Origin of the sequence: Microbacterium horticulturae (genome assembly GCF_029094505.1) — a bacterium.
GTDB classification, from domain to species: Bacteria; Actinomycetota; Actinomycetes; order Actinomycetales; family Microbacteriaceae; genus Microbacterium; species Microbacterium horticulturae.
The window spans coordinates 2928213-2953523 of record NZ_CP119108.1 but is presented as its reverse complement, the minus strand read 5'-3'; the positions used below and the strand labels follow the sequence as shown (position 1 = coordinate 2953523).

General features: G+C 69.0%; 23 protein-coding genes and 1 riboswitch. Of the genes, 11 read left to right on the top strand and 12 right to left on the bottom strand.

The window, feature by feature from the left end:
• Nucleotides 1-16 precede the first annotated feature (16 nt).
• The 3 genes from fgd to cofG are packed head-to-tail and all read right to left on the bottom strand — an operon-like array spanning nt 17 to nt 4962.
• Nucleotides 17-1021, bottom strand: coding sequence for a glucose-6-phosphate dehydrogenase (coenzyme-F420) (gene fgd / locus PU630_RS13980; protein WP_275280112.1), 1005 nt, complete (start codon nt 1019-1021; stop codon nt 17-19).
• A complete protein-coding gene (locus tag PU630_RS13975) occupies nt 1021-2532 on the bottom strand; it encodes a flavin-containing monooxygenase (protein WP_275277664.1) in 1512 nt (503 codons plus the stop codon). Before PU630_RS13975 ends, fgd begins: the two co-directional genes overlap by 1 nt.
• A gap of 51 nt (nt 2533-2583) precedes the next feature.
• The gene (cofG, locus tag PU630_RS13970) at nt 2584-4962 is read right to left on the bottom strand and encodes a 7,8-didemethyl-8-hydroxy-5-deazariboflavin synthase CofG (RefSeq protein WP_275277663.1); all 2379 of its coding nucleotides are present in this window, start codon (nt 4960-4962) and stop codon (nt 2584-2586) included.
• A gap of 99 nt (nt 4963-5061) precedes the next feature.
• On the opposite strand from cofG, the gene PU630_RS13965 reads away from it, so the two are divergent.
• Nucleotides 5062-5502 (top strand): hypothetical protein, encoded by a 441-nt coding sequence (locus PU630_RS13965; protein ID WP_275277662.1) that lies wholly within the window; start codon nt 5062-5064, stop codon nt 5500-5502.
• Between the two features lie 17 nt (nt 5503-5519).
• Here the strand turns inward: PU630_RS13965 and nagE are convergent, their stop codons facing one another.
• The 3 genes from nagE to PU630_RS13950 form a co-directional block, all read right to left on the bottom strand.
• The gene (gene nagE / locus PU630_RS13960) at nt 5520-7475 is read right to left on the bottom strand and encodes an N-acetylglucosamine-specific PTS transporter subunit IIBC (RefSeq protein ID WP_275277661.1); all 1956 of its coding nucleotides are present in this window, start codon (nt 7473-7475) and stop codon (nt 5520-5522) included.
• Between the two features lie 91 nt (nt 7476-7566).
• Nucleotides 7567-8394: an ABC transporter permease gene (locus PU630_RS13955; protein WP_275277660.1), complete on the bottom strand. Its 828-nt coding sequence runs from the start codon at nt 8392-8394 to the stop codon at nt 7567-7569.
• Nucleotides 8391-10052, bottom strand: coding sequence for an ATP-binding cassette domain-containing protein (locus tag PU630_RS13950; protein WP_275277659.1), 1662 nt, complete (start codon nt 10050-10052; stop codon nt 8391-8393). The genes PU630_RS13955 and PU630_RS13950 overlap by 4 nt, the downstream gene beginning before the upstream one ends.
• Nucleotides 10053-10163: 111 nt before the next feature.
• On the opposite strand from PU630_RS13950, the gene PU630_RS13945 reads away from it, so the two are divergent.
• The 3 genes from PU630_RS13945 to PU630_RS13935 all read left to right on the top strand — a co-directional run bounded on the left by PU630_RS13945 (nt 10164) and on the right by PU630_RS13935 (nt 13926).
• Complete coding sequence (locus PU630_RS13945; RefSeq protein ID WP_275277658.1) at nt 10164-11225, top strand: enoyl-CoA hydratase/isomerase family protein; 1062 nt, start codon at nt 10164-10166, stop codon at nt 11223-11225.
• Nucleotide 11226: 1 nt separating this feature from the next.
• The gene (locus PU630_RS13940) at nt 11227-12150 is read left to right on the top strand and encodes a J domain-containing protein (protein ID WP_275277657.1); all 924 of its coding nucleotides are present in this window, start codon (nt 11227-11229) and stop codon (nt 12148-12150) included.
• Between the two features lie 195 nt (nt 12151-12345).
• Nucleotides 12346-13926 carry an SLC13 family permease gene (locus tag PU630_RS13935; protein WP_275277656.1) on the top strand — a complete coding sequence of 527 codons (1581 nt, stop codon included), beginning with the start codon at nt 12346-12348 and terminating at the stop codon, nt 13924-13926.
• 32 nt (nt 13927-13958) lie between these two features.
• Here PU630_RS13935 and PU630_RS13930 read toward each other — a convergent pair whose 3' ends face one another.
• Nucleotides 13959-15341 (bottom strand): D-alanyl-D-alanine carboxypeptidase family protein, encoded by a 1383-nt coding sequence (locus tag PU630_RS13930; protein WP_275277655.1) that lies wholly within the window; start codon nt 15339-15341, stop codon nt 13959-13961.
• Between the two features lie 124 nt (nt 15342-15465).
• Nucleotides 15466-15574, top strand: a riboswitch (TPP riboswitch).
• On the opposite strand from PU630_RS13930, the gene PU630_RS13925 reads away from it, so the two are divergent.
• The 3 genes from PU630_RS13925 (at nt 15568) to PU630_RS13915 (ending at nt 18479) form a co-directional block, all read left to right on the top strand.
• Nucleotides 15568-16206, top strand: coding sequence for an ECF transporter S component (locus PU630_RS13925; RefSeq protein WP_275277654.1), 639 nt, complete (start codon nt 15568-15570; stop codon nt 16204-16206). Its footprint overlaps the riboswitch before it by 7 nt.
• A 9-nt stretch (nt 16207-16215) precedes the next feature.
• A complete protein-coding gene (locus tag PU630_RS13920; protein WP_275277653.1) occupies nt 16216-17700 on the top strand; it encodes an ABC transporter ATP-binding protein in 1485 nt (494 codons plus the stop codon).
• The gene (locus PU630_RS13915) at nt 17697-18479 is read left to right on the top strand and encodes an energy-coupling factor transporter transmembrane component T family protein (protein WP_275277652.1); all 783 of its coding nucleotides are present in this window, start codon (nt 17697-17699) and stop codon (nt 18477-18479) included. The genes PU630_RS13920 and PU630_RS13915 overlap by 4 nt, the downstream gene beginning before the upstream one ends.
• Before the next feature lie 163 nt (nt 18480-18642).
• Here PU630_RS13915 and PU630_RS13910 read toward each other — a convergent pair whose 3' ends face one another.
• Nucleotides 18643-19368 (bottom strand): aminoglycoside 3'-phosphotransferase, encoded by a 726-nt coding sequence (locus PU630_RS13910; protein ID WP_275277651.1) that lies wholly within the window; start codon nt 19366-19368, stop codon nt 18643-18645.
• A 175-nt stretch (nt 19369-19543) separates the two neighbouring features.
• Here PU630_RS13910 and PU630_RS13905 point away from each other — a divergent pair, with 175 nt between their 5' ends.
• A complete protein-coding gene (locus PU630_RS13905; RefSeq protein WP_275277650.1) occupies nt 19544-19726 on the top strand; it encodes a CsbD family protein in 183 nt (60 codons plus the stop codon).
• A 795-nt stretch (nt 19727-20521) separates the two neighbouring features.
• Here PU630_RS13905 and PU630_RS13900 read toward each other — a convergent pair.
• Nucleotides 20522-20968, bottom strand: coding sequence for a hypothetical protein (locus tag PU630_RS13900; protein ID WP_275277649.1), 447 nt, complete (start codon nt 20966-20968; stop codon nt 20522-20524).
• Nucleotides 20969-21703: 735 nt separating this feature from the next.
• On the opposite strand from PU630_RS13900, the gene PU630_RS13895 reads away from it, so the two are divergent.
• Both PU630_RS13895 and PU630_RS13890 read left to right on the top strand, forming a co-directional pair.
• Complete coding sequence (locus PU630_RS13895) at nt 21704-22261, top strand: recombinase family protein (protein WP_275277648.1); 558 nt, start codon at nt 21704-21706, stop codon at nt 22259-22261.
• Between the two features lie 47 nt (nt 22262-22308).
• Nucleotides 22309-22803 (top strand): hypothetical protein, encoded by a 495-nt coding sequence (locus tag PU630_RS13890; protein WP_275277647.1) that lies wholly within the window; start codon nt 22309-22311, stop codon nt 22801-22803.
• 42 nt (nt 22804-22845) lie between these two features.
• Here PU630_RS13890 and PU630_RS13885 read toward each other — a convergent pair whose 3' ends face one another.
• A complete protein-coding gene (locus PU630_RS13885) occupies nt 22846-23553 on the bottom strand; it encodes a hypothetical protein (protein WP_275277646.1) in 708 nt (235 codons plus the stop codon).
• A 237-nt stretch (nt 23554-23790) separates the two neighbouring features.
• Here PU630_RS13885 and PU630_RS13880 point away from each other — a divergent pair, with 237 nt between their 5' ends.
• Entirely contained in the window at nt 23791-24423 is a 633-nt protein-coding gene (locus tag PU630_RS13880; RefSeq protein ID WP_275277645.1) for a hypothetical protein, read from the top strand.
• Here PU630_RS13880 and PU630_RS13875 read toward each other — a convergent pair.
• Both PU630_RS13875 and PU630_RS13870 read right to left on the bottom strand, forming a co-directional pair.
• Entirely contained in the window at nt 24414-24788 is a 375-nt protein-coding gene (locus tag PU630_RS13875) for a DUF4913 domain-containing protein (RefSeq protein ID WP_275277644.1), read from the bottom strand. The genes PU630_RS13880 and PU630_RS13875 overlap by 10 nt on opposite strands.
• Nucleotides 24789-24910: 122 nt before the next feature.
• Nucleotides 24911-25258, bottom strand: a complete 348-nt coding sequence (locus PU630_RS13870; protein ID WP_275277643.1) for a DUF488 domain-containing protein — start codon at nt 25256-25258, stop codon at nt 24911-24913.
• Nucleotides 25259-25311 lie beyond the last annotated feature (53 nt).

The window sequence follows — 25311 nt, the reverse complement described above, 5'->3', positions numbered from 1 at the left end:
CCGCACCCGTCGCAGGTCAGTCTCCGTAGCGCGCACGCAGCCGCGGAAGGATCTCGGCGCCGTACATGCGCAGGAACTCCTCCTGGTCGAAGCCCGGGTCGTGGAACACCAGGTGCCGGAACCCCAGGTCGATGTACTTTCCGATCTGCTCGACGTGCTCATCGGGGTCGGTGGAGACGATGAAGCGGGATGCCACACGCTCGATCGGCAGCTCGGCCGCGCGCCGCTGCATCTCGATCGGGTCGTGCACATCGCGCTTCTCTTCGGGCTTCAGCGCCAGCGGCGCCCAGAAGCGCGTCTTCTCGAGCGCGGTCTCGTGGTCGGGGTGGTACGAGACCTTGACCTCCATGAGGGTGTCGACGTCATCGGCGGCACGCCCGGCCTTCGAAAGCCCCTCCTGCAGCGCCGGGAGCAGTGTGTCGGAGTACAGGGCCGGATCTTTGCCGCTCGTGGTGATGTACCCGTCGGCGATGCGGCCCGCCAGCCGGGTCGCCGCCGGCCCCGATGCGCCGATGTAGATCGGCACCTCGTGTTCGGGACGGTCGTAGATCGTGGCATCCTGCACGTGCCAGAAGTTGCCGTCAAACGTAACGCGCTCGCCGCGCCACAGCTCGCGGATCAGCGTGATCGACTCCTTGAGCCGCTGGAACCGCTCGGGCGAGTCGGGCCATTCCAGTCCCAGCGTCACCTCGTTCAGGGCCTCGCCGGTGCCCACACCCAGGATCACCCGCTCGGGGTACATCACGCCCAGTGTCGCGAACGCCTGGGCGATCACGGCCGGGTGGTACCGGAAGGTCGGGGTCAGCACCGAGGTGCCGATGAGCACCCGTTCGGTCTGCGCACCCAGCGCGCCCAGCCAGGGGAGAGTCGCCGGCGCGTGCCCGCCCTCGTGCATCCAGGGCTGAAAGTGGTCGGAGAGGAAGACCGAGTCGAACCCCATCTCTTCGGCGAGCACGCCGAACCTCAGCAGCTCGTTGGGTCCGAACTGCTCGCTCGAGGCCTTGTATCCGAATCGCAGCATCATCGTGCTCCTCTTTCGATCGTCACGGGCAAGAACTCGCCCCCGTCGGTGTCGAGCGTCGCTCGGAACGCGTCGACGGTTCCGGGCCACAGCAGGGTCAGTCGGCCCGACCTCTCGTCGACGTACCAGTTGCGGCATCCCCCCGAGATCCAGGGGGTGGATGCCGCGGCCCGGTCGATCTCGTCGGTGTAGGCATCTTCGGCGGCCGGATCGACCCGCCGCACACCGGGATGCCGCGCGAGGGTGCGTGCCGCGTACGCGGCCTGTGCCTCGATCATGAGCACCGACGAGTTGTGGCCGAGCGATGCGTTCGGTCCGTCGAGCACGAACAGGTTCGGGAACCCGGCGACCACGGTCGAGCCGAACGAGGTCATGCCGCGATCCCAGTGTGCGGCCAGGGTGTCGTGCTCGCCGCGGACCAGGTCGGCATAGGGCTGCTCGGTCGACTCGAACCCGGTCGCGAGCACGACCGCGTCGACGGTGTGCCGCCCGCCGCTCGCAGCGACGAGGGTCGACCCCTCGACGGCGGCCAGCGCCGAGGCCTCGAGGGTCACCGCACCCGACGAGAGCGCCGGGTAGAACGCGTCGGAGAGCAGCACGCGCTTGCAGCCGAACGCATAGTCGGGCGTCAGCGCGCGGCGCAGCGCGCGGTCGGGGACCTGCTCGGCGAGGTGCTGCAGTGCCACCGCGCGAGCGGCGGCCGCGGCATCCCGATCACCCGACCGCGACGCGAACCGCGCCTCGCCCTCGGCATAGAGCTCGTCGCGCAGCCGGGCCAGCACGGCCGGGTCGGCGGTGAACGACGCGCGCTCGGCGGGGGAGTAGGCGCGGTCGTCGCGCGGCACTATCCACGCCGGGGTGCGCTGGAACAGCGTCACCTCGGCGACCTTCGCGAGCTCGGGCACGAGTTGCACGGCAGTCGCGCCGGTGCCGATCACCGCGACCCGCGCGCCGCGCAGGTCGGTGGTGTGGTCCCAGCGCGCGGAGTGGAAGATCGGCCCCGGGAACGACTCGAGCCCCGGCACGTCGGGGATCTTCGGCTCGGTGAGCCGCCCGCAGGCCAGCAGGAGAGTGGATGCCGCGATCTCGCCCGCATGCGCACCGCTACAGCGCACGCGCCAGACGCCGTCGTCCCAGCGTGCATCGAGCATCGTCGTGTTCAGCAGGGGCGCGATGCGCTCGAGGCCGGCGACCCGCTCCAGGTACGCGCGGATCTCATCGCCGCGCGCGAACAGGCCTGACCACTGCGGGTTCGGGTGGTTCGCGAAGCCGTACAGGTGGCTCGGGATGTCGCACGCGACACCCGGGTAGGTGTTGTCGCGCCAGGTGCCCCCGACCGACGGGCCGCGCTCGATCACGAGGAAGTCGTCGATCCCCTGCGCGCGCAGGGCCATGGCCGCGGCCAGCCCGGCGAATCCCGCGCCCACGATGACGGCGTTGACGCGATCGGGGAGATGCCGGGGCTCAGGATTCTGTCCGGGCGGTCGTTTCGACTCGCTGCGCTCGCTCAACGGCCGGCCTCCCGTGTCGCGCAGGCCGCGGGCCGCGGCGCGAGAAGACGCTCACGCACGCCGCACCTCCGCATAGTCGGTGGCGCGCTGGCGGAACGGGCGGAAGAGGTGGGATGCCATCGCCGCCGCGTCGGCGACAGGCAGCTCGAGTCCCGCCTCGATGCCCGCCTGCGGCCGCACGCGCCCGTCGAGCAGCGTGCCGCCGAGGTCGTCACCGCCCGACTGCAGCAACGTCTTCGTCACCTCGCGGCCCACGCGCGTCCACGGGATCTGGATGTGCCGGATCGACCCGTTCAGCAGCAGCCGCGACACGGCCACCATCGCGCGGTGCTCGTCGAGGGGCGAGCGTCCGTCCACGAGCGGAACGCCGCCGGCCGGCGCCGGCAGCGGGATCGGCACGAACTCGGCGAAGCCGCCGGTCTCGCCCTGGATCGCCCGCAGCGCCCGCAGATGCGCGATTCGCTCGGCGGCGGTCTCGACGTGCCCGTAGAACAGGACGCTCGTCGAACGCAAGCCCGCTCGGTGCGCAGCGGTGATGCCCGCCGTCCACCGGTCGATCTCGAGGTCGCCGGGAGCGACGAGTGCCCGCACCCGCTCGGAGAGCACCTTCACCCCGGTGCCGGGCACCGTGCCCACGCCCGCATCACGCAGCGCGCGCAGCGCGGCATCGAGTTCGAGGCCGCTGCGCTCGGCGAAGTCCCACACGTCCTGCGGGCGGTAGGCGTGCAGGTGCAGCTCGGGTGCTGCGCTCTTGGCCGCACGCACGATGTCGAGGTAGACGGCGGGGTCCGCAGCATCGGGCACCCGCCCCTGGATGCACAGCTCGGTCGCGCCCAGCTCGTGCGCATCGGCCGCTATCGCGGCGACGTCGTCAAGCGTGAACGTGGCGGGGTCGCCCGCGGGCGCCTCGCGGAACCCGGTCGTCGTGAGGTTGCGGTTCACGACGATGCTCACGGCCTCGCCGACCGTGTACCGGCGCACGTCGTCGGCCGTCTGGGTCAGCGCATCGAGGTCGCGGCCTGTCGCGCGCAACAGGCGCTCCCAGTCGCCGTCGTCGAGCGAGAGGGGGGCGGATGCTGCGGCCTCGGCCAGTGCTGGCAGCGCGCCCGTGTGTACCGTCAACATGCTCAGATGCGCATTTCCGGCACGGAGAGCGGGGTTGGAGCGAATTGAGCCTGTATTTCCCACCGAATCTGCCGGGGCGTCGGATCGAGCCAGCCCCGTCTCCGGATCGGCCAGGGCCGCGACGGCGCCATGCAGGGCGGGGTCGATCCAGGTTGCGGCATCCCGCACGTATTCGGGATGCGCGGTCAGGCGCTCGTTCAGCCGGAAGCCGGCGGCCGCCGTATGCGCGGCCAGGTCGTCGATCTGCGGCCACGGCCGTTCGGGATTGACATGGTCGGCCGTCAGCGGTGAGACGCCGCCCCAGTCGTCGATGCCCGCACGCACGAGCAGCTCGAGCTCGGCGGCGTCGGTGAGGTTCGGCGGCACCTGGATGCGCATCCGTGGCCCCATCACGATGCGGGCGACGGCCACCGTCGCGAGGTACTCGCGCAGTTCGGCATCGGGCGCGCCGCGCATCGCCGTGCCCGGCTTCGCGCGGAAGTTCTGGACGATGACCTCTTGCACGTGCCCGTGTCGTTCGTGCGCCGCCCGAATCGCGACGAGCGACTCGGCCCGGTCGCGCACGGTCTCGCCGATGCCGACGAGGATGCCGGTGGTGAACGGGATGCGGGCGGCTCCGGCGTCTTCGATGACCTGCAGGCGCACGGCGGGGTCTTTGTCGGGCGAGCCGTAGTGCACCTGGCCGGGCTCTTCGTAGAGACGGCGCGAGGTGGTCTCGAGCATCATGCCCATCGACGGGGTGGCTGTGCGCATGGCGTCGAGTTCGGCACGGCTCATGACACCGGGGTTCGCGTGCGCAAGCATGTCGGTGGAGGCCGTGATGAGCCGCGCCATCGCCGCGACGTAGTCGAGGGTCGAGGTGTAGCCGTGCTCGTCAAGCCAGGTGCGGGCGGCGGGCCACCGGTCTTCGGGCCTGTCGCCGAGCGTCAGCAGCGCCTCTTTGCAGCCGAGCGCCTGCGCCTGCCGTGCCACCTGCAGCACCTGCTCGGCCGACATGTACAGGGGCTTGTGAAGCTTCGCGAGCTGGCCGGGCGTGTCGACGAACACGCAGTAGTGGCAGCGGTCGCGGCACAGCGTCGTCAGCGGCAGGAACGCCTTGCGCGAGTACGTGATGACGCCGGGGCGGCCGGCTGCGGCGAGTCCTTCGTCGCGGAGGGATGCCGCGACCTCGAGCAGTCGCTCGAAATCAGCCTGCTCGGCATGCAGGAGCGTCTCGGCCTCGTCCAGGTCGATCCGAGCGCCGCGAGCTGCGGCATCCAGCACCCGGGCGGGCGTCGTTGCGGTGGCGGTGTCGATCGACGTCACTGTTCCAGTCTGTCACCGGCGGGGTGCGATCGGCGATCGTTGTCGCACTGTGAGCAAATCAGCCCGGATGTGCGCGACGACGCTGGCACACTGGAAGTCATGGTGACGCTCATGCTCGACTCGACACAGCTCGAGGTCGTGCTGTCGGTCACCGAGCACGCGCTGAGCCTGCGCACGCAGAACGTCATCATGGACCGCTCGCAGATCGTCAAGGTGCAACTCACCGACGACGCCTGGACGTGGTTGCGGGGCGTGCCCGACCCCGGGGTGTACGTGCCGTCGGCGTTCGCCATGGGCACGTGGAAGTCGGCGGGCGGCAAAGACTTCGCGATCATCCGCCGGCGCCGCCCGAGCGTGGTGATCGATCTCGAGGGGCACGAGGAGTTTCAGCGCGTCATCGTCACGACCCGCCATGGGATCGCGCTCGTCAAGGCGCTGCGCATGGACACCGGCGACGAGTTCGCCGACGTCGTCGACATCGCCGAGGCTCCGGCCAAGAAGAAGGCCCGCCCGGCCAAGCCGCGCCCTGCGACCGCCTGATCAGGAGCGCGGCGCCGTCACCGGAACTCGATCTTCGCGTCTTCGTTGTTCAGCACGACGACCGGCGTGATGGGGTCGAAGCCGGCGGCCATGATCTTCTTGCGGTCGAACCGCAGGATCGGCGTGCCCTCGGTCACATGGTCGCCCTTGGCTACCAGCGTCTTGAAGCCGTCGCCCTTCATCTCGACGGTGTCGATGCCGACGTGGATGAGCAGCTCGGTGCCGTCATCGAGGGTCAGTCCGATGGCGTGGCCGGTGTCGAACGTCGCGCCGACCTCGCCGTCGGCGGGGGCGATGACAAGGGAGCCGGTGGGCATGATCGCCACGCCGGGACCCATGATCTCTTCGGCGAACGTCGCGTCGGGCACCCGATTCAGCGGCACGACCTCGCCGTCCAGCGGCTGCCGCAGCGAGACGACGGCGGGGGCTGCGGCATCCCCCGTCTTCTCTTCGGTCAGGACCGTCGTGGCCGCGGTGCCGTCGCCGGCGATGGATGCCGCAGCCGACGTGGTCGGCTCGGGTGCGGTCACCTCGCCCGACATGAGCCGCTCCATCGCGTCCTTCACGAACTGCACGTTCAAGCCATACACGACCTGCACGGAGTGCCCACCCGACTTCATGGTGCCGGCGGCTCCGGCGCGCTTGAGGGCGGTGTCGTCGACCTTCGAGACGTCGTCGATCTCCATCCGCAAGCGGGTCGCGCAGTTGTCGAGGTCGGTGATGTTGGCAGTGCCGCCGAGGCCCTCGATGAAGCTCGCGGCGGTGACGAGGTAGGCGTCGTCCTTCGAGCCGGTCGCCGAGACCTCGTCGTCGACGAGCTCGTCGTCTTCACGTCCGGGCGTCTTCAGGTTGAACCTCTTGATGAAGAAGTAGAAGACGAAGAAGTAGATGAAGAACCAGAACACGCCCATCACGGGGATGAGCCACGGGTTCTGCGCCATCGGGTTGGTCCAGCCCAGCACGAGGTCGATGAAGCCGCCGGAGAAACCGAAGCCCATGCGCACCGGCAGTATCTGGCTGATCGCCATCGAGATGCCCATGAACACCGCGTGGATCAGATAGAGCACCGGTGCCAGGAACATGAACGAGAACTCGAGAGGCTCGGTGACACCGACGAAGAACGACGAGATCGCGCCGGAGAGCAGGATGCCGTAGGCGATCTTCTTGCGCTTGGTCTTGGCGGTCATGTACATGGCCAAAGCGGCGCCGGGCAGCCCGAACATCATGACGGGGAAGAAGCCGGTCATGTACTGGCCGGTCTCACCGAAGGTGCCCTGACCGGCGAGGAAGTTGTTGAGGTCGTTGATGCCGGCCACATCGAACCAGAACACCGAGTTCAGCGCGTGGTGCAGGCCGACGGGAATGAGCAGGCGGTTCAGGAACCCGTAGATGCCCGTGCCGACCGGGCCCAGGGTCACGATCCACTCGCCGAAGCTGACGAGCCCGCCGTAGACGAACGGCCACACGAAGAACAGGATGATCGCGGCGACCAGAGAGACCCCGGCGGTGACGATGGCCACCGACCGTTTGCCGGAGAAGAACGACAACGCATCGGGCAGCTTGGTGTCTTTGAAGTGGTCGTAGCACCAGGCGCCGATGAGGCCGCAGAGGATGCCGACGAAGACGTTCTCGACGTTGCTGAACGCCGCGTCGACCTTGCCGACGGCGACGCCCTGGAACAGGGCGACCGTGTCGGGCTTGAGCAGCGTCGTGATGACGAGCCACGACACAAGACCCGCCAGTGCCGAGGTGCCGTCGGTCTTCTTCGCCATGCCGATCGAGATGCCGATCGCGAACAGCAGGGCCATGTTGTTGAGCAGGGCGCCGCCGGCTGCGGCCAGGAACGTCGAGACGATGTTGTCGCCGCCGGCTGCGGTCTTGATCCAGTACCCGACGCCCGAGAGGATCGCGGCGACGGGGAGTACCGCCACCGGGAGCATGATGGAGCGGCCGAGCCGTTGGAAGAACTTCATCGTGGGTCCTCCTGCCGAGGGGTCGTCCGCCGATGATATCCGTATGATCCGGCGATGGGAAGGCTATGCGCGATGGTGCCTGATGCCGCGCTCAGTCGACGTCGCGGCGCCAGCTGGTGACGTGTCCGAGCACCATCAGCACGATCGCGTAGGCGAGCAGCACGACACCGCCCACCCACCAGTCGAGTGGTTCGGCGCTGCTCGTCGATCCGGTCGTGGCGGTGTAGATGCTGGTGCCGACCAGCGCGTCGCTGGCCGCGCCGGGCAGGAAGCGCAGCGCCGCGTCGAGGCCGTCGACGAACATGCCCGCCACGCGCGCGATCGGTTCGACGAACTGTGTGAACGCGAGGACGATGACCACGGCGGCGACCTGGTTGCGCACCAGGGTGCCCACGCCGATGCCCACGAGCACCCACAGGGCGAACGCGATGACGATGCGGCCGAGCATCGCCCAGGTGTCGGACTGATCGAGTCCCGTCGACTGCCCGAAGCCGGTGAGGAAGCCGGCTGAGGGGCCGACCGCCGCGATGAGCGCGAGCACGGCATACACGACGCCGATGCCGATCCCGACGAATGCCTTGGCCCACAGCACGCGCCCGCGCCGCGGGGTCGCCAGGAACGTCGGGGTCAGAGTATGGTGTCGGAACTCGGCGGTCACCATCAGCGTGCCGATCAGCAGCGGGAAGACGTAGCCGATCGACGCGGCGATGCTGTACAGCACCGGCGCCAGGTCACCGGTGGGCACGCCCGCCTGCTGGCTCTGGCCGGGGAGCTCGCCCGCGGCCGAGGCGCTGAAGACGAAGCCGAGGCCGGCGGCGGTGAAGCCGATGTAGGCCACGAGCACGATGGCGAGGATCCACCACATCGCCGTCGTCAGCAGCTTCGTGGTCTCCGAACGGGTGGCGGCGGCAAAGCTCATCGCCCGTCACCTCCGTCGTGCGAGTGGTCATCGGGGCGGGATGCCGCGTCCTCGGCGCTCTCGTCGGCGTCGGGGGTGGCCGTGCCCGCGGCGTCGGACGCGGCGGCGTCCGGCTCAGCCGGGTCTGTCTGCGCCTCGGGTGCCGCGGCCGACGACCCGTCGAAGGCGTGGAAGAAGGCATCGGCGTCCCGATCGGCCTGCGTCTTCTCCTCATGGCGCCAGTCGTCCGGCGGAAGCTCTTCGGGCTCACCGGCGACGACCTCGTTCCGGTCGGCGGACGGTTCTGTGGGGTCTGGCTCGGCGGCGGGTTCCGGCTCGGAGACCGGCTCAGGCTCGGCCTCTGATTGCGGTTCTGACGCCGTTTCCGGTTCCGTCTCCCGTGTCGATTCAGGCTCGGTCGGCGGCACGATGTCGATGACGCCCGTTGCGGCAACCGCGAACGACGCGGTGTGCGGCGCCGGCTCCGGCTGCGCGTCGGACGCGGACTCGGACGCGGGCTCGGGCGAGGGGGCGACGCCGGACTCCGGTGCAGCGACCGCTTCGGTCTCTGCGGGTGCTTCGGCCTCTGTGGGCGCTTCTGCCTCTGCGGGTGCCACGGACTCCGTCGGCGCTTCGCTCTCTGCGACCGCTTCGGCCGCTGCGGGCGCGTCGACGTCCGCGGGAGTCCCGGGCTCCGGATCGGGCGTGGCGGGCTCATCTTCCGTGATGGCGGGGGCCGCGGCATCCACTGTCTCTTCTTCAGCGCCGCGCGCCGACGGGTGCACGCGCAAACCGTTGACCAGCTCGAAGAAGACCTCCTCGAGCGCGGGACCGCGGCGTTGCAGCAGCGACAGGGCGACGCCCGCGTCGGCGGCGACCCGTCCGACGGCGGCGACATCGGGATTGCGCACGGTCAGCCCCGAGCGCAGCACCTCGTACGGCACGCCGGCGCTCTCGAGCGCCGCGGACAGCGACGCGCGGTCGGGGGCGTCGACGACCGTCGCGTACTCGATCGGGTCGACGAGGTCTTCGATGCCGCCCTGGAAGACGAGGCGTCCGTTGGAGATGATCAGCAGCCGGTCGACGGTCTGCTGCACCTCGGAGAGCAAGTGGGACGACATCAGCACGGTGCGGCCCTGGCGGGCGAGCTCCTGCAGCAGTCCGCGGATCCAGGTGATGCCCTCGGGGTCGAGCCCGTTGACCGGCTCGTCGAGCACGAGCACGCCGGGGTCGCCCAGGAGCGCGGCGGCCAGCCCCAAGCGCTGTCGCATGCCCAGCGAGTACCCGCCCACCTTGCGACCCGCGACATCCGCCAGCCCCACGGTGCCGAGGGCCTGGTCGACCCGCGCGGCAGGCAGACCTGACGCCTGCGCGAGCACCTTGAGGTGATTGGCCGCGGTGCGACCCGGATGGAAGCTGGATGCCTCGAGCACAGCACCGACCGTCTGCAGGGGATTGTCGAGCTTCGCGTACGGCACGCCGCCGATCGTCGCTTCTCCGGAGCTGGCACGCACCAGGCCCAGCAGCATGCGCAGCGTGGTGGTCTTGCCGGCTCCGTTCGGACCGAGGAACCCGGTCACCGACCCTGGCTCGACGCGGGCCGACAAGCCGTCGACGGCGAGCACCGGTCCGAAGCGCTTGGACAGTCCTGCGAACTCGAGCACCTGACCTTCGGGCATGCCGAACCTCTCGTCGCGCGGGCAATCGTCCTCCCCATCTTGGCGGAAAGCGGCGTTTCTGTCCTCCCCCTGCGCAGATGTCGCCGATATGGCCCGGGTAACCTGGCGGACGTGTCAACGTCGCCCGAAATCGTCGAACCCACCGTCCTCGCCCGTATCGAAGGCGCCGTGGGCCGCCTGACCCTCAATCGCCCGCGCGCCATCAACGCGCTCGACCTGCCGATGATCGGCCTCATCGACGAGGCCCTCGACGCGTGGGAGCACGATCCGGCCGTCACGGTCGTCGTGCTGGACGGCGCCGGCGAGCGCGGACTGTGCGCCGGCGGCGACGTGCGCAGTCTCTACGACGAAGTCGTCGCCGGGCGCCCTGGCGACACCGCGGCCTTCTTCCTCGCGGAGTACCGGCTCAACGCCCGCCTGGCCGAGTATCCGAAGCCGATCGTCACCCTCGCCGATGGCATCACCATGGGCGGCGGCATCGGCCTGGCCTCGCACGCGGCGATCCGCGTGGTCACCGAGCGGTCGAAGCTCGCGATGCCCGAGACACGCATCGGCTTCACTCCCGACGTCGGCGGCACGTGGCTGCTGGGTCGTGCCCCGGGGCACCTCGGCGAGTACCTCGGCGTGACAGGGACGACGATGGATGCCGCAGACGCCGTCTACGCCGGGTTCGCCGACCACCTCGTGCCCTCCGACCGGCTCGACGAGCTGCGCGCCGCGCTCGCCGGCGGCGGCGACGCTTCGGCGATCGTCGCCGAGCTCGCGATAGCGCCGGGGGTCTCGCGGCTCGAAGCCGCCCGCGCCTGGGTCGATGAGACGTTCTCGGCCGACACGCTGGGCGAGGTCGCCGAGCGCTTGCGCGCGCGCGCCGAGCCCGCGGCATCCACTGCTCTCGACCTGATGGGCGAGCTCGCTCCCACCGGCATGGCCGTGACCTTCGAGGCGGTGCGGCGCGCGCGCGATCTGCGCGACCTGCGCGCCGACCTCGCGCAGGAGTACGGCCTGGTCATGTGGTTCGCGCACACTCAGCCCGATCTCGTCGAGGGGATCCGCGCGCAGCTCGTCGACAAGACGCGCGACCCGCACTGGAACCCCGCTGCGCTCGCCGACGTCGACCGGGCCACGATCGAGGCGGCCTTCGCGTCGGTGCCCGCACTGCCGCTCTGGGAGTGACGTGTTCGACAGTCCTCTCTCCGCCTCCGCGTACGAGGTGCTCGGCGTGGAACCGACGGCCGACGACGACGTGCTGCGCAAGGCGTACCGTCTGCGGCTGCGCCAGACGCACCCCGACACCGGGGGCGATGCGGCACTCTTCATCCAGGTGCAGCGCGCGTGGGAGCTCATCGGAACCGCTGATGCGCGCGCCGCGTATGACCGCGGACACGGCTTCGGCGGGCAGGCTTCCGCCGCGGCGGACTGGGGTGGATGGCGCGCCCCCGCGGCCCGCACCGACACCCGGCCGCGCGCCCGGTCGAGCGGGCAGCCTGGCGGGCGGCGGCGCGAGCAGTTCCTCACGCTGATCCGCGAGTGGGCGGGGCGGGGCGTCGATCTGCCCGATCCGTACGACCCGGCGCTGGTGCGGACGGCGCCGGTCGAGATCCGCCGGTTGCTGGCCGATGCGCTCGCCGAAGAGGCCACCGCGCGCATCGTCGCAGACCTCGGCATGGGATACACCGTCTGGCACGATGTCGCCGCGGGGCGGCATCCCGACGAGAAGGTCGACCACATAGTGCTCGCACCCAGCGGGCTGTACGGGGTTCTCTCCGAAGACCTCGGCGGTCCCGTGCGTACGCGCCGGGGCGAGCTCGTCGGCGACACCGTCGCCGGAACCCCGATCGCGGACCTGATCGCGGGCGTGCGCACGATCGCGCGCGCAGCCCGGGTGCGCTTCGGCGGGGCGATCGTCGTGCTGCCCGATGACGACGTCGTACAGCCCGTGGAGCAGCTCGGCAAAGTACGCGGCGTGCGCACGGCGCTGGTGGCCCGCAGCTCGTTGGCGAACGTGCTGCGTCAGGGCATTCCCGGGGCGCCCGAGATCGGCGGCAACGAGATCTTCGACGTACGCACGCGCCTGAACCAGACGCTGCGCTTCGCCTAGGGCGGGCGGAGGCGCGGGGGTGGATGCTGCGGGTCGGCCTCTGGCCGCGGCATCCACCCCCTCACTCCGCCGGTTCGGAATCAGGTGTTCTCGCGAGATCAGGACGATGTGCGGCTCGATCGTCCTGCTTTCGCGAGATCAGGTGTTTTCGTGCGGGGCGCCGCCGGGCGCGACAGGCCCGAGTAGGCTCGCCGCGTGGACCCCGTGATCGCCACCTTCGTCATCCTCGGTCTCGCCGTGATCGCGTTCGTGAGCGGCCGGATCGCGCTGCCGGTGGTCGCGCTGGGCGTCTGCCTCGCTCTGTGGGCGACGGGTGTGCTGACGCTTCCCGAGGCGCTGTCGGGGTTCGGCGACCCGACTGTCGTGTTCATCGCGACGCTGTTCGTGGTCAGCGAATCGCTCGACGCGACGGGCGTGACCGCCTGGGTCGGGCAGCGGGTGATCGAGCGGGTGGGGACGAACCGCGGCATCCTGCTCATCGCCGTCATGCTCATCGCGGCGGTGATGTCGGCGTTCATCAGCATCAACGGGGCGGTCGCCGCCCTGCTGCCCGTTGTCGTCGCGGTCGCGGTGCGCGCGGGGATCGTTCCGTCGAAGCTGCTCATCCCGCTGGCCTTCGGCGCGAGCGCGGGGTCTCTGCTGACCCTGACCGGTACGCCGGTGAACGTGGTGGTGTCGGATGCCGCGGTGAACGCCGGCGGCCGCGCATTCGGGTTCTTCGAGTTCGCCTTGGTGGGCATTCCGCTGGTCGTGCTCACGGTGGTGTTCACCGCGGTGTTCGGGGAACGGCTGCTTCCACGCCGCGACCCCGAGCATCTCGACGTGCCCGACACGAGCCGCGCGGCCCAGCGTCTGCGCGAGAGCTATGCGGTCACGGCCGAGACCGGGCAGCTGTTCAGCGCGCGGGAGGGCGCGGCCGAGGTCATGATCGCGCCACGATCGAGGCTGGTGGGCCGCACGATCTATGCGGGTATGACCACGCGCGAAGAAGACCTCGTGATCCTCGGGGTGCGCCGCGGAGGCAGCGACGTCGATGCCACGTCTGTGCGCGGCGGCGAGCTCACGCTGCAGGCCGGCGACTCGGTGCTCGTGCAGGGGCCGTGGGCCGCACTGGAGCGCTACGTGCGCTCGCCCGATGTCATCGCGGTCACGCAGCCTCAGACGTTGCGTCGTGCGGTGCCGCTCGGTCGCGGCGCGAAGCGGGCGCTGGCCATCCTTGCTCTCATGGTCGTGCTGTTGGCCACCGGGGTTCTGCCGCCCGCGGTCGCGGGACTGCTGGCGGCCGGAGCGCTCATCGTGTCGCGGGTGCTGACTCTGCCGCAGGTGTACCACGCTATCTCCTGGACCACGGTGATCCTCATCGCGGGCATGTTCCCGCTGTCAGACGCATTCGTCTCGACGGGCGCCGCCGACGTCGTCTCGAAGGTCGTGCTGGGACTGACCGGCGGGGCATCGCCGGTCCTCGCGCTGCTCGTGCTGTGCGTGGTCGCGCTGGTCCTCGGCCAGTTCATCTCGAACCTGGCCACGGTGCTGATCCTGGTTCCGATCGCGGTGTCGGTCTCGCACACTCTGGGCGTCAGCATCCAACCCTTCATGATGGGGCTGACGGTCGTCGGGGCCGCCGCCTTCTTCACCCCGATCGCGACACCGGTGAACCTCATGGTGATGCAGCCCGGTGGGTACCGGTTCGGCGACTACTGGCGACTCGGTCTGCCTTTGGGGCTCATCTACCTGCTGATGGCCGTGCTGTACGTGCCGCTCATCTGGAAGTTCTGAGGCCGATCAGCCGACCCCGTCAGCCGGCCCCGTCAGCCAACCCCGAGCAGGTCGAGCGGGTGGGTGAGCCGCCACCACAGGCTCGGGCCCGTCAGCTCGGATCCCAGCGTCACCGACACCGTCGACGAGTTCAGCGGCCCGCTGGCCGTCAACGTGCCGGCCTTGGCGCCGGCCTCCCAGACGCCGAGGTCGAGATCTGCGGTCACCTTCGCCGACGCGCCGTTCCACAGCACGACGACGGCGTCCTTGGTGGTCGTGATCGGCACTGTCTCGCCCCAGCGCGTATGCACGGTGCCCACCGTCGTGTCGGCGGCGACCGACGGCGACTCCTGCAACTGCTTCTCAAGCTGCGCGAGCAGATCCCGCGACGTCGACCAGCGCTTCTTGTCGGTCGGCTCGTTGAGCACGACCGAGTACACCCGCACCTCGGTGCCGTCGATCTCGACATTCTTCGCGGCGAGCAGGTTGTACCCGTCGAGACTGCCGGTCTTCAGACCTATAACGCCCGTGTCGGCCAGCAGCTCGTTGGTGTTCTCGACCTTGCCCGCGCCGGGCAGCGTGAGCTTCTTCGTCTTCACGATCCCGGCGATCACCGGATTCGCCATCGCCAGCTCGGCCACGTCGATGAGGGCTGTCGGGGTCGCCGTGTTGCCGATGTCGAAACCGGTCGGGTCAGCGATCGTGATGCCCGAGATTCCCCGGGTGTGCAGCCACGAGTTCGCGGCACTGGCGAACGTTGCGTCGGACCCCCACCAGGTCGCCCCCAGGCGCGCCGCGTAGTTGTTGGCCGAGCCGATCAGCATGCCCTGCAAGACCTGGTATTCGGTCAGTGATGCGCCGACCGGCACGTCGAGCGCCGACTCGCCGCGCGCCCGGTACCGCCAGTAGTCGAGCATGTCGTTGTAGGTGAATGCGAATTCCTGGCCCTGCTTCTTCGCAGTGACCGGGCTCTCGTCGAGCACCATGAGGGCCGTGACGACCTTGGTGATGCTGGCGATCGCGCTCTGGTCGGCGGTCGATGCGGCCGGGTCGCCCAGACCCTCAACGCCGACGCCGGCAGCCCCGTCCTTGGGCCATTGGATCACTGCGGCCTTCGCCGCGACCGGCTGCAGCTCGGCCTTCGCCACTGTCGGGGCGACGGCGGTCAGCGGCCATACCGCCATCGAGACGCAGTACGCGAGGACGACCGCCACCACGAGCCCGATCGGCACGAGCACGCCGGGCCGCAGCGGCGAGCGGCGCGGACGCTCGGCGAGCAGGTCGGGAACGACGGGCTGGGCCGTGGACGTCACGTCGAGAGACAGCGACTGTGCCGAAGCGGTGAGGGATGCGGCATCCCACCATGCCAGCGCCGACTCGCCGTCTGCGGTTGTCGACGTCGCCGGCTCGTCGGTCGGCGGGTCGGTCGTGTTCACCAGCCCAAACTACCGGACGCGCCTCTCAACGGGCCATGGGAGAGATGGGCCATTCGGCCTCATCTCCCTCGGTGGGCTGCGGCTTTCAGCCGGGTCCGAGGGCTGTCGCCGCGGCTATACTCGACCACACAACCACGGGAGTCCGGTGTGCCGGGCTGAGAGGAAGCGCCAACGCTTCGACCGTCGAACCTGATCTGGGTCATGCCAGCGCAGGAAGGGAGTTTCAATGCACACAACCGCATCCGCCTCCACCACGCCGAAGCATCGCTGGAGAGTCGTCGACATCGTCGTGGCCAGCGTGATCGGCGTCGCCGCCGGCGTCGTCTTCTGGATCTGGGGTCAGGCCTGGACCCCGCTGTCCACCGCTCTCGCGTTTCTGCCGGGGGCCGAGGGTCTGCTCGCGGGCGGCTGGTTGTTCGCCGGCGTGCTCGGTGGGCTGGTGATCCGCAAGCCCGGCGCCGCGCTGTACACCGAGATCGTCGCGGCCGTCGTGTCGATGGCGGTCGGCACGCAGTGGGGGCCCGAGACCTTCATCTGGGGTGTGATCGAGGGCCTGGGCGCCGAGATCGGCTTCGCGCTGCTGCTCTACCGCAACTGGCGCCTGCTCGGCGCCCTGCTGTCGGGCGCGATCGCGGGCCTGTCCACGGCGATCCTCGACACGAACTTCTCCTCGGTCGCCGCCCAGGCGCTGCCGTTCCGTGCCGTCTACTTCATCGCCGCCATCGTGTCGGGCATCGTGCTTGCCGGGTTCGTCTCCTGGCTGATCGTGCGGGCTCTTGCCGCCACCGGCGCGCTCGACCGCTTCGGTGCCGGTCGGGAGGCGCGCTCCCGTGAGCGGGAGAGCGCCCCCGCCGACGCCGCGTAGAGGCCGACCATGGCCGACTCGTTGCGCCCCGCCGTCGCCACCGCACGCGGATGGGGCTGGCGGCACGCGGGGCGCCGCCGGTGGGCGGTGTCGGGGCTCGATCTCGACATCCCCGCCGGTCAGCGGGTGCTGCTGCTGGGCGCGAGCGGCGCGGGCAAGAGCACGCTGTTGCGCGCGTTGGCCGGGGTGCTCGGCGACGAGGAGGACGGCGAGCAAACCGGCTCGCTCCTGGTCGATGGGGCGCACCCGGCGTCGGCCCGCGGACGCACCGGGCTGGTCCTGCAGGATCCGGATGCGCAGGTCGTGCTCGCCCGCGTCGGCGACGACATCGCGTTCGCCTGCGAGAACCTCGGCGTTCCCCGTGACGAGATCTGGAAGCGAGTGGATGCCGCGATCGACGCCGTCGGTCTGTCGGTCGGCCGCGACCACCCCACCGCGCAACTGTCGGGCGGGCAGAAGCAGCGGCTCGCCTTGGCGGGCATCCTCGCCATGCAGCCCGGCCTCGTGCTGCTCGACGAGCCGACCGCCAATCTCGACCCCGAGGGCGCGGTGTCGGTGCGCGACGCCGTGCTGTCGGCAACCCGCGGGGCGACCCTCGTGGTCGTCGAGCATCGGGTCGATCTGTGGGCAGCGCATATGGATCGGGTCATCGTCCTGGGTGACGAAGGGCTGATCGCCGACGGCGCCCCCGGCGAGGTGTTCGCGCGGTTCGGCAGCGAGCTGACCGAGGCCGGCGTCTGGGTGCCGGGCGCTGAGCCCTGGCGCTCGCCGCGGCCGCGTCGCAGCACCGGGGGAGACCGGCTGCTCGAGGCGCGCGGGCTGGCGGTCGGCCGCCGGGCGTTCGGGCAGCGGATGCCGCGGGTCGTGGCGTCCCGAATCGATCTGTCGGTCGATGCGGGCCGGGCCCTGGCGCTGACCGGACCCAACGGCGCCGGAAAATCGACGCTCGCGCTGACCGTCGCCGGTCTGCTGCCGCACGCCGGGGGTGGACTTGTCGCCACCGAAGCGCTGCGCGACGGCGCCGGGCCGGATCCGGTCCGCTGGCGCTCGCGCGAGCTTCTGACCCGCATCGGCATGGTCTTCCAAGAGCCCGAGCACCAGCTGCTGACCGCCCGCGTGCGCGATGAGCTCGCCGTGGGCCCGCGCGCCCTGGGCATCGACGGCGACGCGCTGGCGGCCCGCGTCGATCCTCTTCTGGAGCGCCTGCGGCTGGCCCGGCTCGCGGCCGTCAACCCGTTCACCCTCTCGGGCGGCGAGAAGCGCCGCCTCACGGTGGCCGCCGCCCTCGCCACGCGTCCGCGCGTGCTCGTCCTCGACGAGCCGACCTACGGGCAGGATGCCCGCACGTGGCGCGAACTCGCCGACCTCATCGATGAGGTGCGGGATGCCGGCACCGCCGTCGTCTTCGTGACGCACGACCCCGGGCTGGTCGACGCGCTTGCGGACGACGAGCTGCGGTTGGATGCGGCGTTGGCCCCGGGCGGTGTGCGATGAGCGTCCTTGCGCCGGACCCCGCCGCTCGCGTCGCCTCGTTCAACCCCGTGGCGAAACTGCTCGCCACTCTCCCGCTGACGGTGACGCTGCTGCTGTCGATCGACCCGGTCTCGGCCGGGGTGACCCTGGCGGGCGTGCTCGTCCTGATGCCGTTCGCCGGGCTTCCGGCACGAATGCTGTGGCTGCGCGCCTGGCCGCTCCTGCTCGCCGCCGTCATTGCCTCGGCCGCGACGGTGCTGTATGGACGGCCCTCGGGGCAGACCTATGCGCAGTGGGGGCTCGTGCACATCAGCGATGGCTCGCTGCAACTCGCGCTGGCGATCCTGTTGCGCGTGCTGGCGATCTCGCTGCCGGCCATCGTGCTGCTGTCGACCACCGATCCGACCGACCTCGCCGACGGGCTCTCACAACTGCTGCGCCTGCCGTCGCGCTTCGTGCTGGGGGCGCTGGCCGGGCTGCGCCTTGTCGGGCTGCTGGTCGACGACTGGCGCGAGCTGTCGCTCGCGCGTCGCGCGCGGGGCGTCGCCGACTCCGGGCGCATCCGCCGGTTCCTCGGGCAGGCGTTCGCGCTGTTCGTCCTCGCGATCCGGCGCGGCACCAAGCTCGCCACCGCCATGGAGGCGCGCGGCTTCGGCGCCCCCGGCGCACGCAGCTGGGCGCGGCCCTCGCGTCTGCGCCCGCGGGATGCGGTGCTCGTGGCGATCGCGGTCGTCGTGGCCGCGGCATCCATCACCATCGCCGTCGCCGTCGGCAGCTGGACGTTCGTCTGGACGCTGTGAGCGGGGGTCGGTGTCTGCGCCTCACACCGTGCACGGGTGTGTTCTCGCGAGCGCACGCTTGTGCACGGTGTGAGGCGGGGAGGGCGTGCACGGCCGTGTTCTCGCGAGCGCTTCGCCGCCGCGACGCCAGAGGCGGCATGAGCCTCCGCTTCGTTCACCGACCTCACGTCGCGTCCCAGAGGTCGCGGTAGTAGGCCAGACGCTCGGGATCTGGCTCGATGCCGTACGCCGCGATGAGAGCGTTCTCCCATCCCGGCCCGTAGTTCCACCGGGTGCTCATCGAGGCGACGGAGATGTCCGCCCAGCGGTCGGCGACACCGAGGGCGCCCAGGTCGACGTGCGCGACGGGGTCGCCGGCGTCGTCCAGCAGCGTGTTCGGGCAGCATGCGTCGCCGTGGCAGACGACCAGCGCATCGATCGGCGGCGGCGTGCGCAGCGCAGCGGGAACGTGGATGCCGCGGCCCGCGGCATTCGCGATGCGCGCAGGGACGCCCCAGTCGAACGGACACGTCTCTACGGGCAGGGCGTCGTGCAGAGCCCGGAGGCCGGCGCCGAGCGCGCGCACGGCGGTCGCAGGGTCGGCGATCCAGCGCGGATCGACCGCCGAGCGGCCGTCGATCGCCTCGGTTACCAGCCACTCCTCGGTCGCATCGTGCCCGACGGTCAGGACCTGGGCCACGCGGGTGTACGCACCCGCCCAGGCCAGGCGCTCGGCTTCGGCTGCGGCATCCACTTCCAGATTCCGCGGCCACCACTTGATGTATCGGCCGTCGTCCGTGCGGAAGGTGAGCCCGCCGAGTTTGTTCGCCCACACCGGGGTGAGCGCGGCGCCACGCGCGAGCGCACGCACGCGTCGGGGGATCGGAAGCGGCTCGACGGGGATCGACATGAGCTCTATCCTGCCCGGCATGCGCGTGTGCCCAGCCACCGGAGCACGCCGCTCTCTCACGGCAAGCGGCTCACGTCAAGCCCCTCGCCGGTGCCGCTGCCGTCGGCTGGAATGAGTCCACGTCGGGCGGAAACCGAGTCGCGTGGAAGCCGACGACAAGACGAAGGAGGCCAGTATGGGCATCGACGACAAGATCCAGAACGAAGCAGAAGACCTCAAGGGCAAGGGCAAGGAAGCCGCCGGCAAGGCGACGGACGACGAGAGCCTTGAGACCGAAGGCAAGTTCGACCAGGCCAAGGCCGGCATGAAGAAGGCGGCCGAAGGCGTGAAGGACGACGTCAAGGACGCGCTCGACTGAGCGGCGACGACGCGAAACGGCCGGGGCGAAAGCCCCGGCCGTTTCGGCGTGTCGAGCCCGGCGCCCCTCGGGCGTAGCGGGGGGACGGTGGATGCCGCCTCGGGAGGCGCGAGGAACGACGCTCGCCTAAAATGAGATGGTTCTCATTGTTTGGGCGGAGTGGTCGGTGACACGTGGGGCGTTCCCGCGGGCTGTCGGAGTGGCGGCGGCCACTGCATCATTGGTGCTGGCACTCGCCGGCTGCGGGTTCGATGAGGAGGTAGCCGCGGGCATCGCTACGCCGCCGCCCAGTGTGCCGACCGCGACGCCCACGACAACCGTGACGCCGAGCGCGACGCCGACGACAACCGCGACGCCGACCGTCACCCCGGCCCCGACGGCCACACCGACGCAGACGGCCACACCGACGCAGACGGCCGGGCCGGTGGCATCCACCTCCCCGGCGGTCGACGGCACGGCGCGGGCTCGTTCTGCACGCCCGAGGGCGCACGCGGCGTCACGGTGAAGGGCACGGCCATGCGCTGCACGCTGAAGAGCGGCGAATCCCGCGCCCGCTGGCGGTCGGCCGGCTGATTCGGGATGCCGCGGCCCGGCCACGTCCATCGGCCGCGGAGTGCGTCGTCCTGCGTGTTCATCTCACGACCAATACCCCCGATGCTGGGCGGCAGCCACCGCGCGCGAGCATTAGACGCGCGCGACATTGCGGTCCTCGGAGGACGGTGCCACTTGGCGGCCGCGTCGGAATGCAGCGAGATCGTGTCAGCGTTCGATCAACCCGCCGAACGGCTTCCGTGGCTACTTTACTTCCACTTCGGCTATTGAGATCTCGAACTTTCCGATGACTGTCTTTCCATCCTCGGCATACACCGCCACCGCTAGCGGCCCATCTCGCAACTCCTGCGCTTCGCGTTCTTCTTGCCACGCAACGGCTTCATCCGGTGACTTGAAACTCTCGGCAGCGGCCGAACCATCAGCTTCGTCCAGGTCGCTTTTGTACACGTACCCTTCACGACCGTTCGTTGCTTCGACGCGGATCAGATCTGGCTCAAAATCGGGCGAGGGCGCATCCATGGCTGATCCGAAGGTCAAGCCGTTCGAGTTCTCTGGGTAAGCCACGGGCGTGGGTGTTGGCGGGGGCGCGGTATCCGGTTGGATACCGCCGATGGCGGCCCCCGAAGCAAGGCCTGCCGACAGCGCAAGTGCCGCCCCGAGCGAGAGGAAAACGATTGACTTTGTCTTCATGACGATCTTTCCTCTCACGAGTTCTGATACGGAGACTTGTATGTATAGAACGCCCCGTAGCTGGAACCCTTCCACCCCCAGGTGACGCCCCAACTCTGCCGAACGCCATGACCGGTCTTACTGGTTAGTACCGACATATAAGACGTGTTGTTAACGGCGTTGTACTTGATCGCGCTCTCTTGAAGGAGAGTTCCAGACGAGTTAAACATCCTCGCCCGCGCCCCCATATACCCTGCTGGCACCGATCCAGTTTGGGTTGAAACAATGGTGTATGCGGTAGCGCTCCCCGCCCCCGCCGCCCCTGTCGTACTGGTGGCTATCATCGCTTGATTGTTGTACGCGTGGCCGCCGACGGAGTACGCGGCCTCCGCGGACGTTGCGGTTCCAGCGGTCGCTGCGAATGGAGCAGCAGTGAGCAGCAGCCCCGCAACAAATGCTCCCGCCATCCATCGAACGGCTATCGAACGTGGGCGCATCTTCTCCTCCAGGGCGTGATGACTCGGGTCCCACAGCGTATGCAGCCGCGTACAGGACCACAACATTGTTGTTGATGGTCCTCTCGGAGCCTTCCCTTGTCAATAGGCGCGGGTTCGGCGAGAACACAGCGAAATCTGCCGCCGTTACCGGTCGATTAAGGCGGGTTCTGGCCGAAGCTGCGACACGCCCGGGAAGTCTCTGCCGAAATAGGTTGCCGAAACCGAAGCTGCGTCAAAACCGCGCTGTACCGTTTTCGGCATGAGCAATGTGATCGGCTACGCCCGGGTCTCCAAGCGAGACCAGAACCCGGACGCGCAAGAGGCAGAACTGCGCGCCGCGGGATGCTCGCGCGTGTTCGTCGACCACGGGCAGTCGAGCCGCATCATCGACCGGCCGCAGTGGGTGGCCTGCCTCGACTATCTGAGGCCGGGCGACATCCTGAAGGTGCGGCGACTGGATCGGCTGGCCGGCAGCGAACGCATCCTGATCGAGACGCTGCACGACCTCGACAACCGTGGCGTAAACATCGTCAGCCTCACCGAACCACTGATTGACACGACCTCGCCCATGGGGCGGGCGCTGTTCGGAATCGTGGCCGTGTTTGCGCAGCTGCGCGTGGACACGATCAGGGAGAACACCCTGCGCGGTCTGGACTATGCACGCACCCAAGGCCGTATCGGTGGCCGGCCTACCGTGATGACCGCGGAGCGTGTTGCCGTGGCCGAGCGCATGCGCGCCGAGCACCACAGCTGGGAGAGCATCGCTCGCGTGCTGGGCGTCGGAGCCTCCAGCGTGCGCCGAGCGCTCGGCCGATAGCCCTATCTATACCAGCCTGATAGAATGTTCTATAGGAGGTGGTCGTCGTGACGATCGTAGAGGTTCCGGTTGAGGCGCGTGCAGCAGTATTGGCGCGACGTCGGAAGGAGATCGACGAGCTGGACTATCGACGCGAGCTGCGCCGGCTTGGAGAGCGTGGCTACAGTCAGCGGGATATTTCCAGGTGGCTCGGGATCGCGCAGCCGTCTGTTCTGAGCGCGCTGCGCACGGCAGCGAAGGTAGCGATGCCCCTGGATGGTTTTTCCGGTGCGACGCCGTACGAGATTTGCGAGCGGTACGCCGCTGGCTTCGTTGACAGGGCGAAGCTCGTCGACGAGCTCGTGCGGTTCCCCTATGTGAAGGGTGGGCATACGGATGGCTGTGACTCGCTAATCGTTGATCCGCCCGGTACGTGGTCCGAGGTTAGCGACGCTCGACGTCGCGGGCTCATCGAGGATGACGTGTACGAGGAGGTGTTCAATCGTCGGCACCACGGCGTCGTCGCCGGCGCGCGGCACAGCGACACCGAGGCGGAGCTGTGACAGCGAACAGCGAAACCCCCTCTCTCACTCGCAGCGGGAGTGTTAGTTGAAGTCCCCGAAACAGGCCGTCGACGTAGTACACAACGCCTCGAATTTCTTAACCGCGGCTACGTTCCCCCATGGGATACCGGCCTTCGTGTGCCCACTGGTACCAGCATTTCCCAGTGCATACCAGCTAGACCATGTGCCGAATGTGGATCCGTTGTATCCGCGGTAGTAGCCGATACCGTCTCCTGCCGCGGTCTCAGAAGTCGCGTCTTTTGTTCTGAAATAGTACGTTGCGGTCGCGGAGTCGTCCCAGCCGATCAGAGAGCCACCCGCGTAGCTACCCGACCACTGAAAGGAGGTTGCAGACCATGAATAGTAGGTGGTGAGGGGCGTAACGACGGATGATGGCGCGGTGGTTTCGTCTGCTGAGGTCGTGAGCGTTCCGGCGCGTTTCTGCTGGACGAGCGTCTGAAGGTCGCTCGTCGTGAGGCCGCCCGGCAGGTTCCCGTCCGAGTCCTTGATGACGACCAGCGTGTCGTCACTAATCGGCCCGGTGGGATAGAAGGTTGCATCTCCGGCCACCTGGGCGTCCGAAGGGCCGACGACGATGTAACCCGCGGCATCGGCCGCTGCCGCCCCTCGCGCTAGCGCGTTATCTGCGCCCGTGGCTGTGTGCGCATCCGCTGCAGTGCCCAATGCTGTTGCGACGATTAGGACTCCCAGCACACCGAGTACCTTCGCACTCTTTGATTTGATCCCCATGCCAACCTCTCCTGCTTGTTGTTCGGCGCGAACATTGTCAATTAGGGACTACCACCAAGAACAGATCTCTCGCAAGGGAAACCTTTGAGCCGCGCAGGAAAAGAGTGTGGAGAGCCTTGCCCCCCGGATGGCCGAATTATCTGAAGGCGGCATGTGCCGGGAGTCGTCGATACAGTGAGGTTCTGTCGATACAGTCGATACAGTCGATACTCAGGGCTTGACGGAAGAAGCGTGGTGATGTCGAAGAATTCGTATCTCTGGGCGGGCTCGATGCTCGCTGCCTCGTCTCCGGTCGAGTTTGCTCTACCGGCATTTCCGGGGAGGTCGCTTCTCTCAGCGATCCTCTACGCGGGAGGCCTGGCTGTGCTGGCTCTGAATGGTCGCGTTGCGCAGAATCTGTTCCGCGGCCGGCGTCTCGGAACCATCGCGCTTTTCGTTCTTGCGGGCTGGATCCTCGCGCTCTCGATCGTCCAGACAATGGGGCTGCTGGACCGGGCGACGGTTCCACTTGGCCTTGTCAGCCCGTTGGACCTGGTGACCCTGGCGATCTCCTTGGTGGTGGTGGTTCAGATCGGACGGGCGACGCACTTGCCGGCGAGATGGCGATGGGCACCGGCATGGGCGCTCCTGGCGCAGGCTGTGGTTACGATCGCCGTGCTCGTGGCTCTGGTGAGTGTGCCGCCCGACATGTCGACGCCCTTTTTGCCCGTCACGGCTCTCTCAACATTTGTTCGAGCTGCGGTGCCGATCTTCTTGGGGTTCCTTGCGGTCGTGCTCGCGTTCACGAGCTCGTCGACTGTTGGTGGCGGAACCGAAGTGTGGAGCGAGAGTGCTGAGCGGTCTACAGATATCGGCCGGTCTCAGTCCTGAGATTGCGCCGGTTGTTGCGTGAGTGCGAGATTCTCCATAGTCGGCTCAGCCGTGTGACTCGGAACGTCCGGGAATACTCCGGCCGGCGGTGGTGCGTACGGCAATGGTTCGCCCTTCTTGCAGTGGTTGGCGCTGTCGGTGTGGTCCGCGGCCGCGAATGGCCCATCAGGGTCCATCAGCACTGCCATGTGGTGGTCAGCGTGATCGCGCCACCACACGCTGATCCCGGTTGCGGCATCCTGCCGCAAATGCTCCCAGGAGCGCCAGAGCGCTTCAAGGCGGATGACTGCCTCGTCGTACCGCCACTCGGCCGCCCAGCAACGATGACGGCCGTCGACGCGGCGGCGGTATACGTTCGCATCCACCCTTCCGGTGTTCAGAACTCATCAAGAACCCGCTGTCGCGCCGCGGACACGCCGCGGTCAGACCTCCGATGCCGCGGAATGGCTGAGTTTTGAACATGGCCTCTCTGCGGTGGGCGGAGCCGCTACCCCTCGAGCGCGTCGCGCAGCAGCCCCGCGTGGTTGTGCTCGGTGTCGTTCATCGCATACAGCAGTGTGACGACCTTGTGCCCGGCGATCTCGCCGCGCAGCTCGTCGACCGCGCTCGCATTCGCGGCAAGCTCGGCGCGGTACGCGGTCACGAAGTCGTCGAACGGCATGTCCTCGTGATGGAAGGCCTTGCGCAGCTCGGCGGACGGCGCGACCTGTTTGGCCCACAGGTCGACATCGGCCTTCTCCTTCGACAGGCCGCGCGGCCAGAGGCGGTCCACGAGAACGCGGTAGCCGTCGGATGCCGCGGGCTCGTCGTACACGCGCTTGGTGCGGATCTCCATATGCCCAGTCAACACCCGCACGGGCTAGCCTGGGGTGGACTCGAACCGGCGAG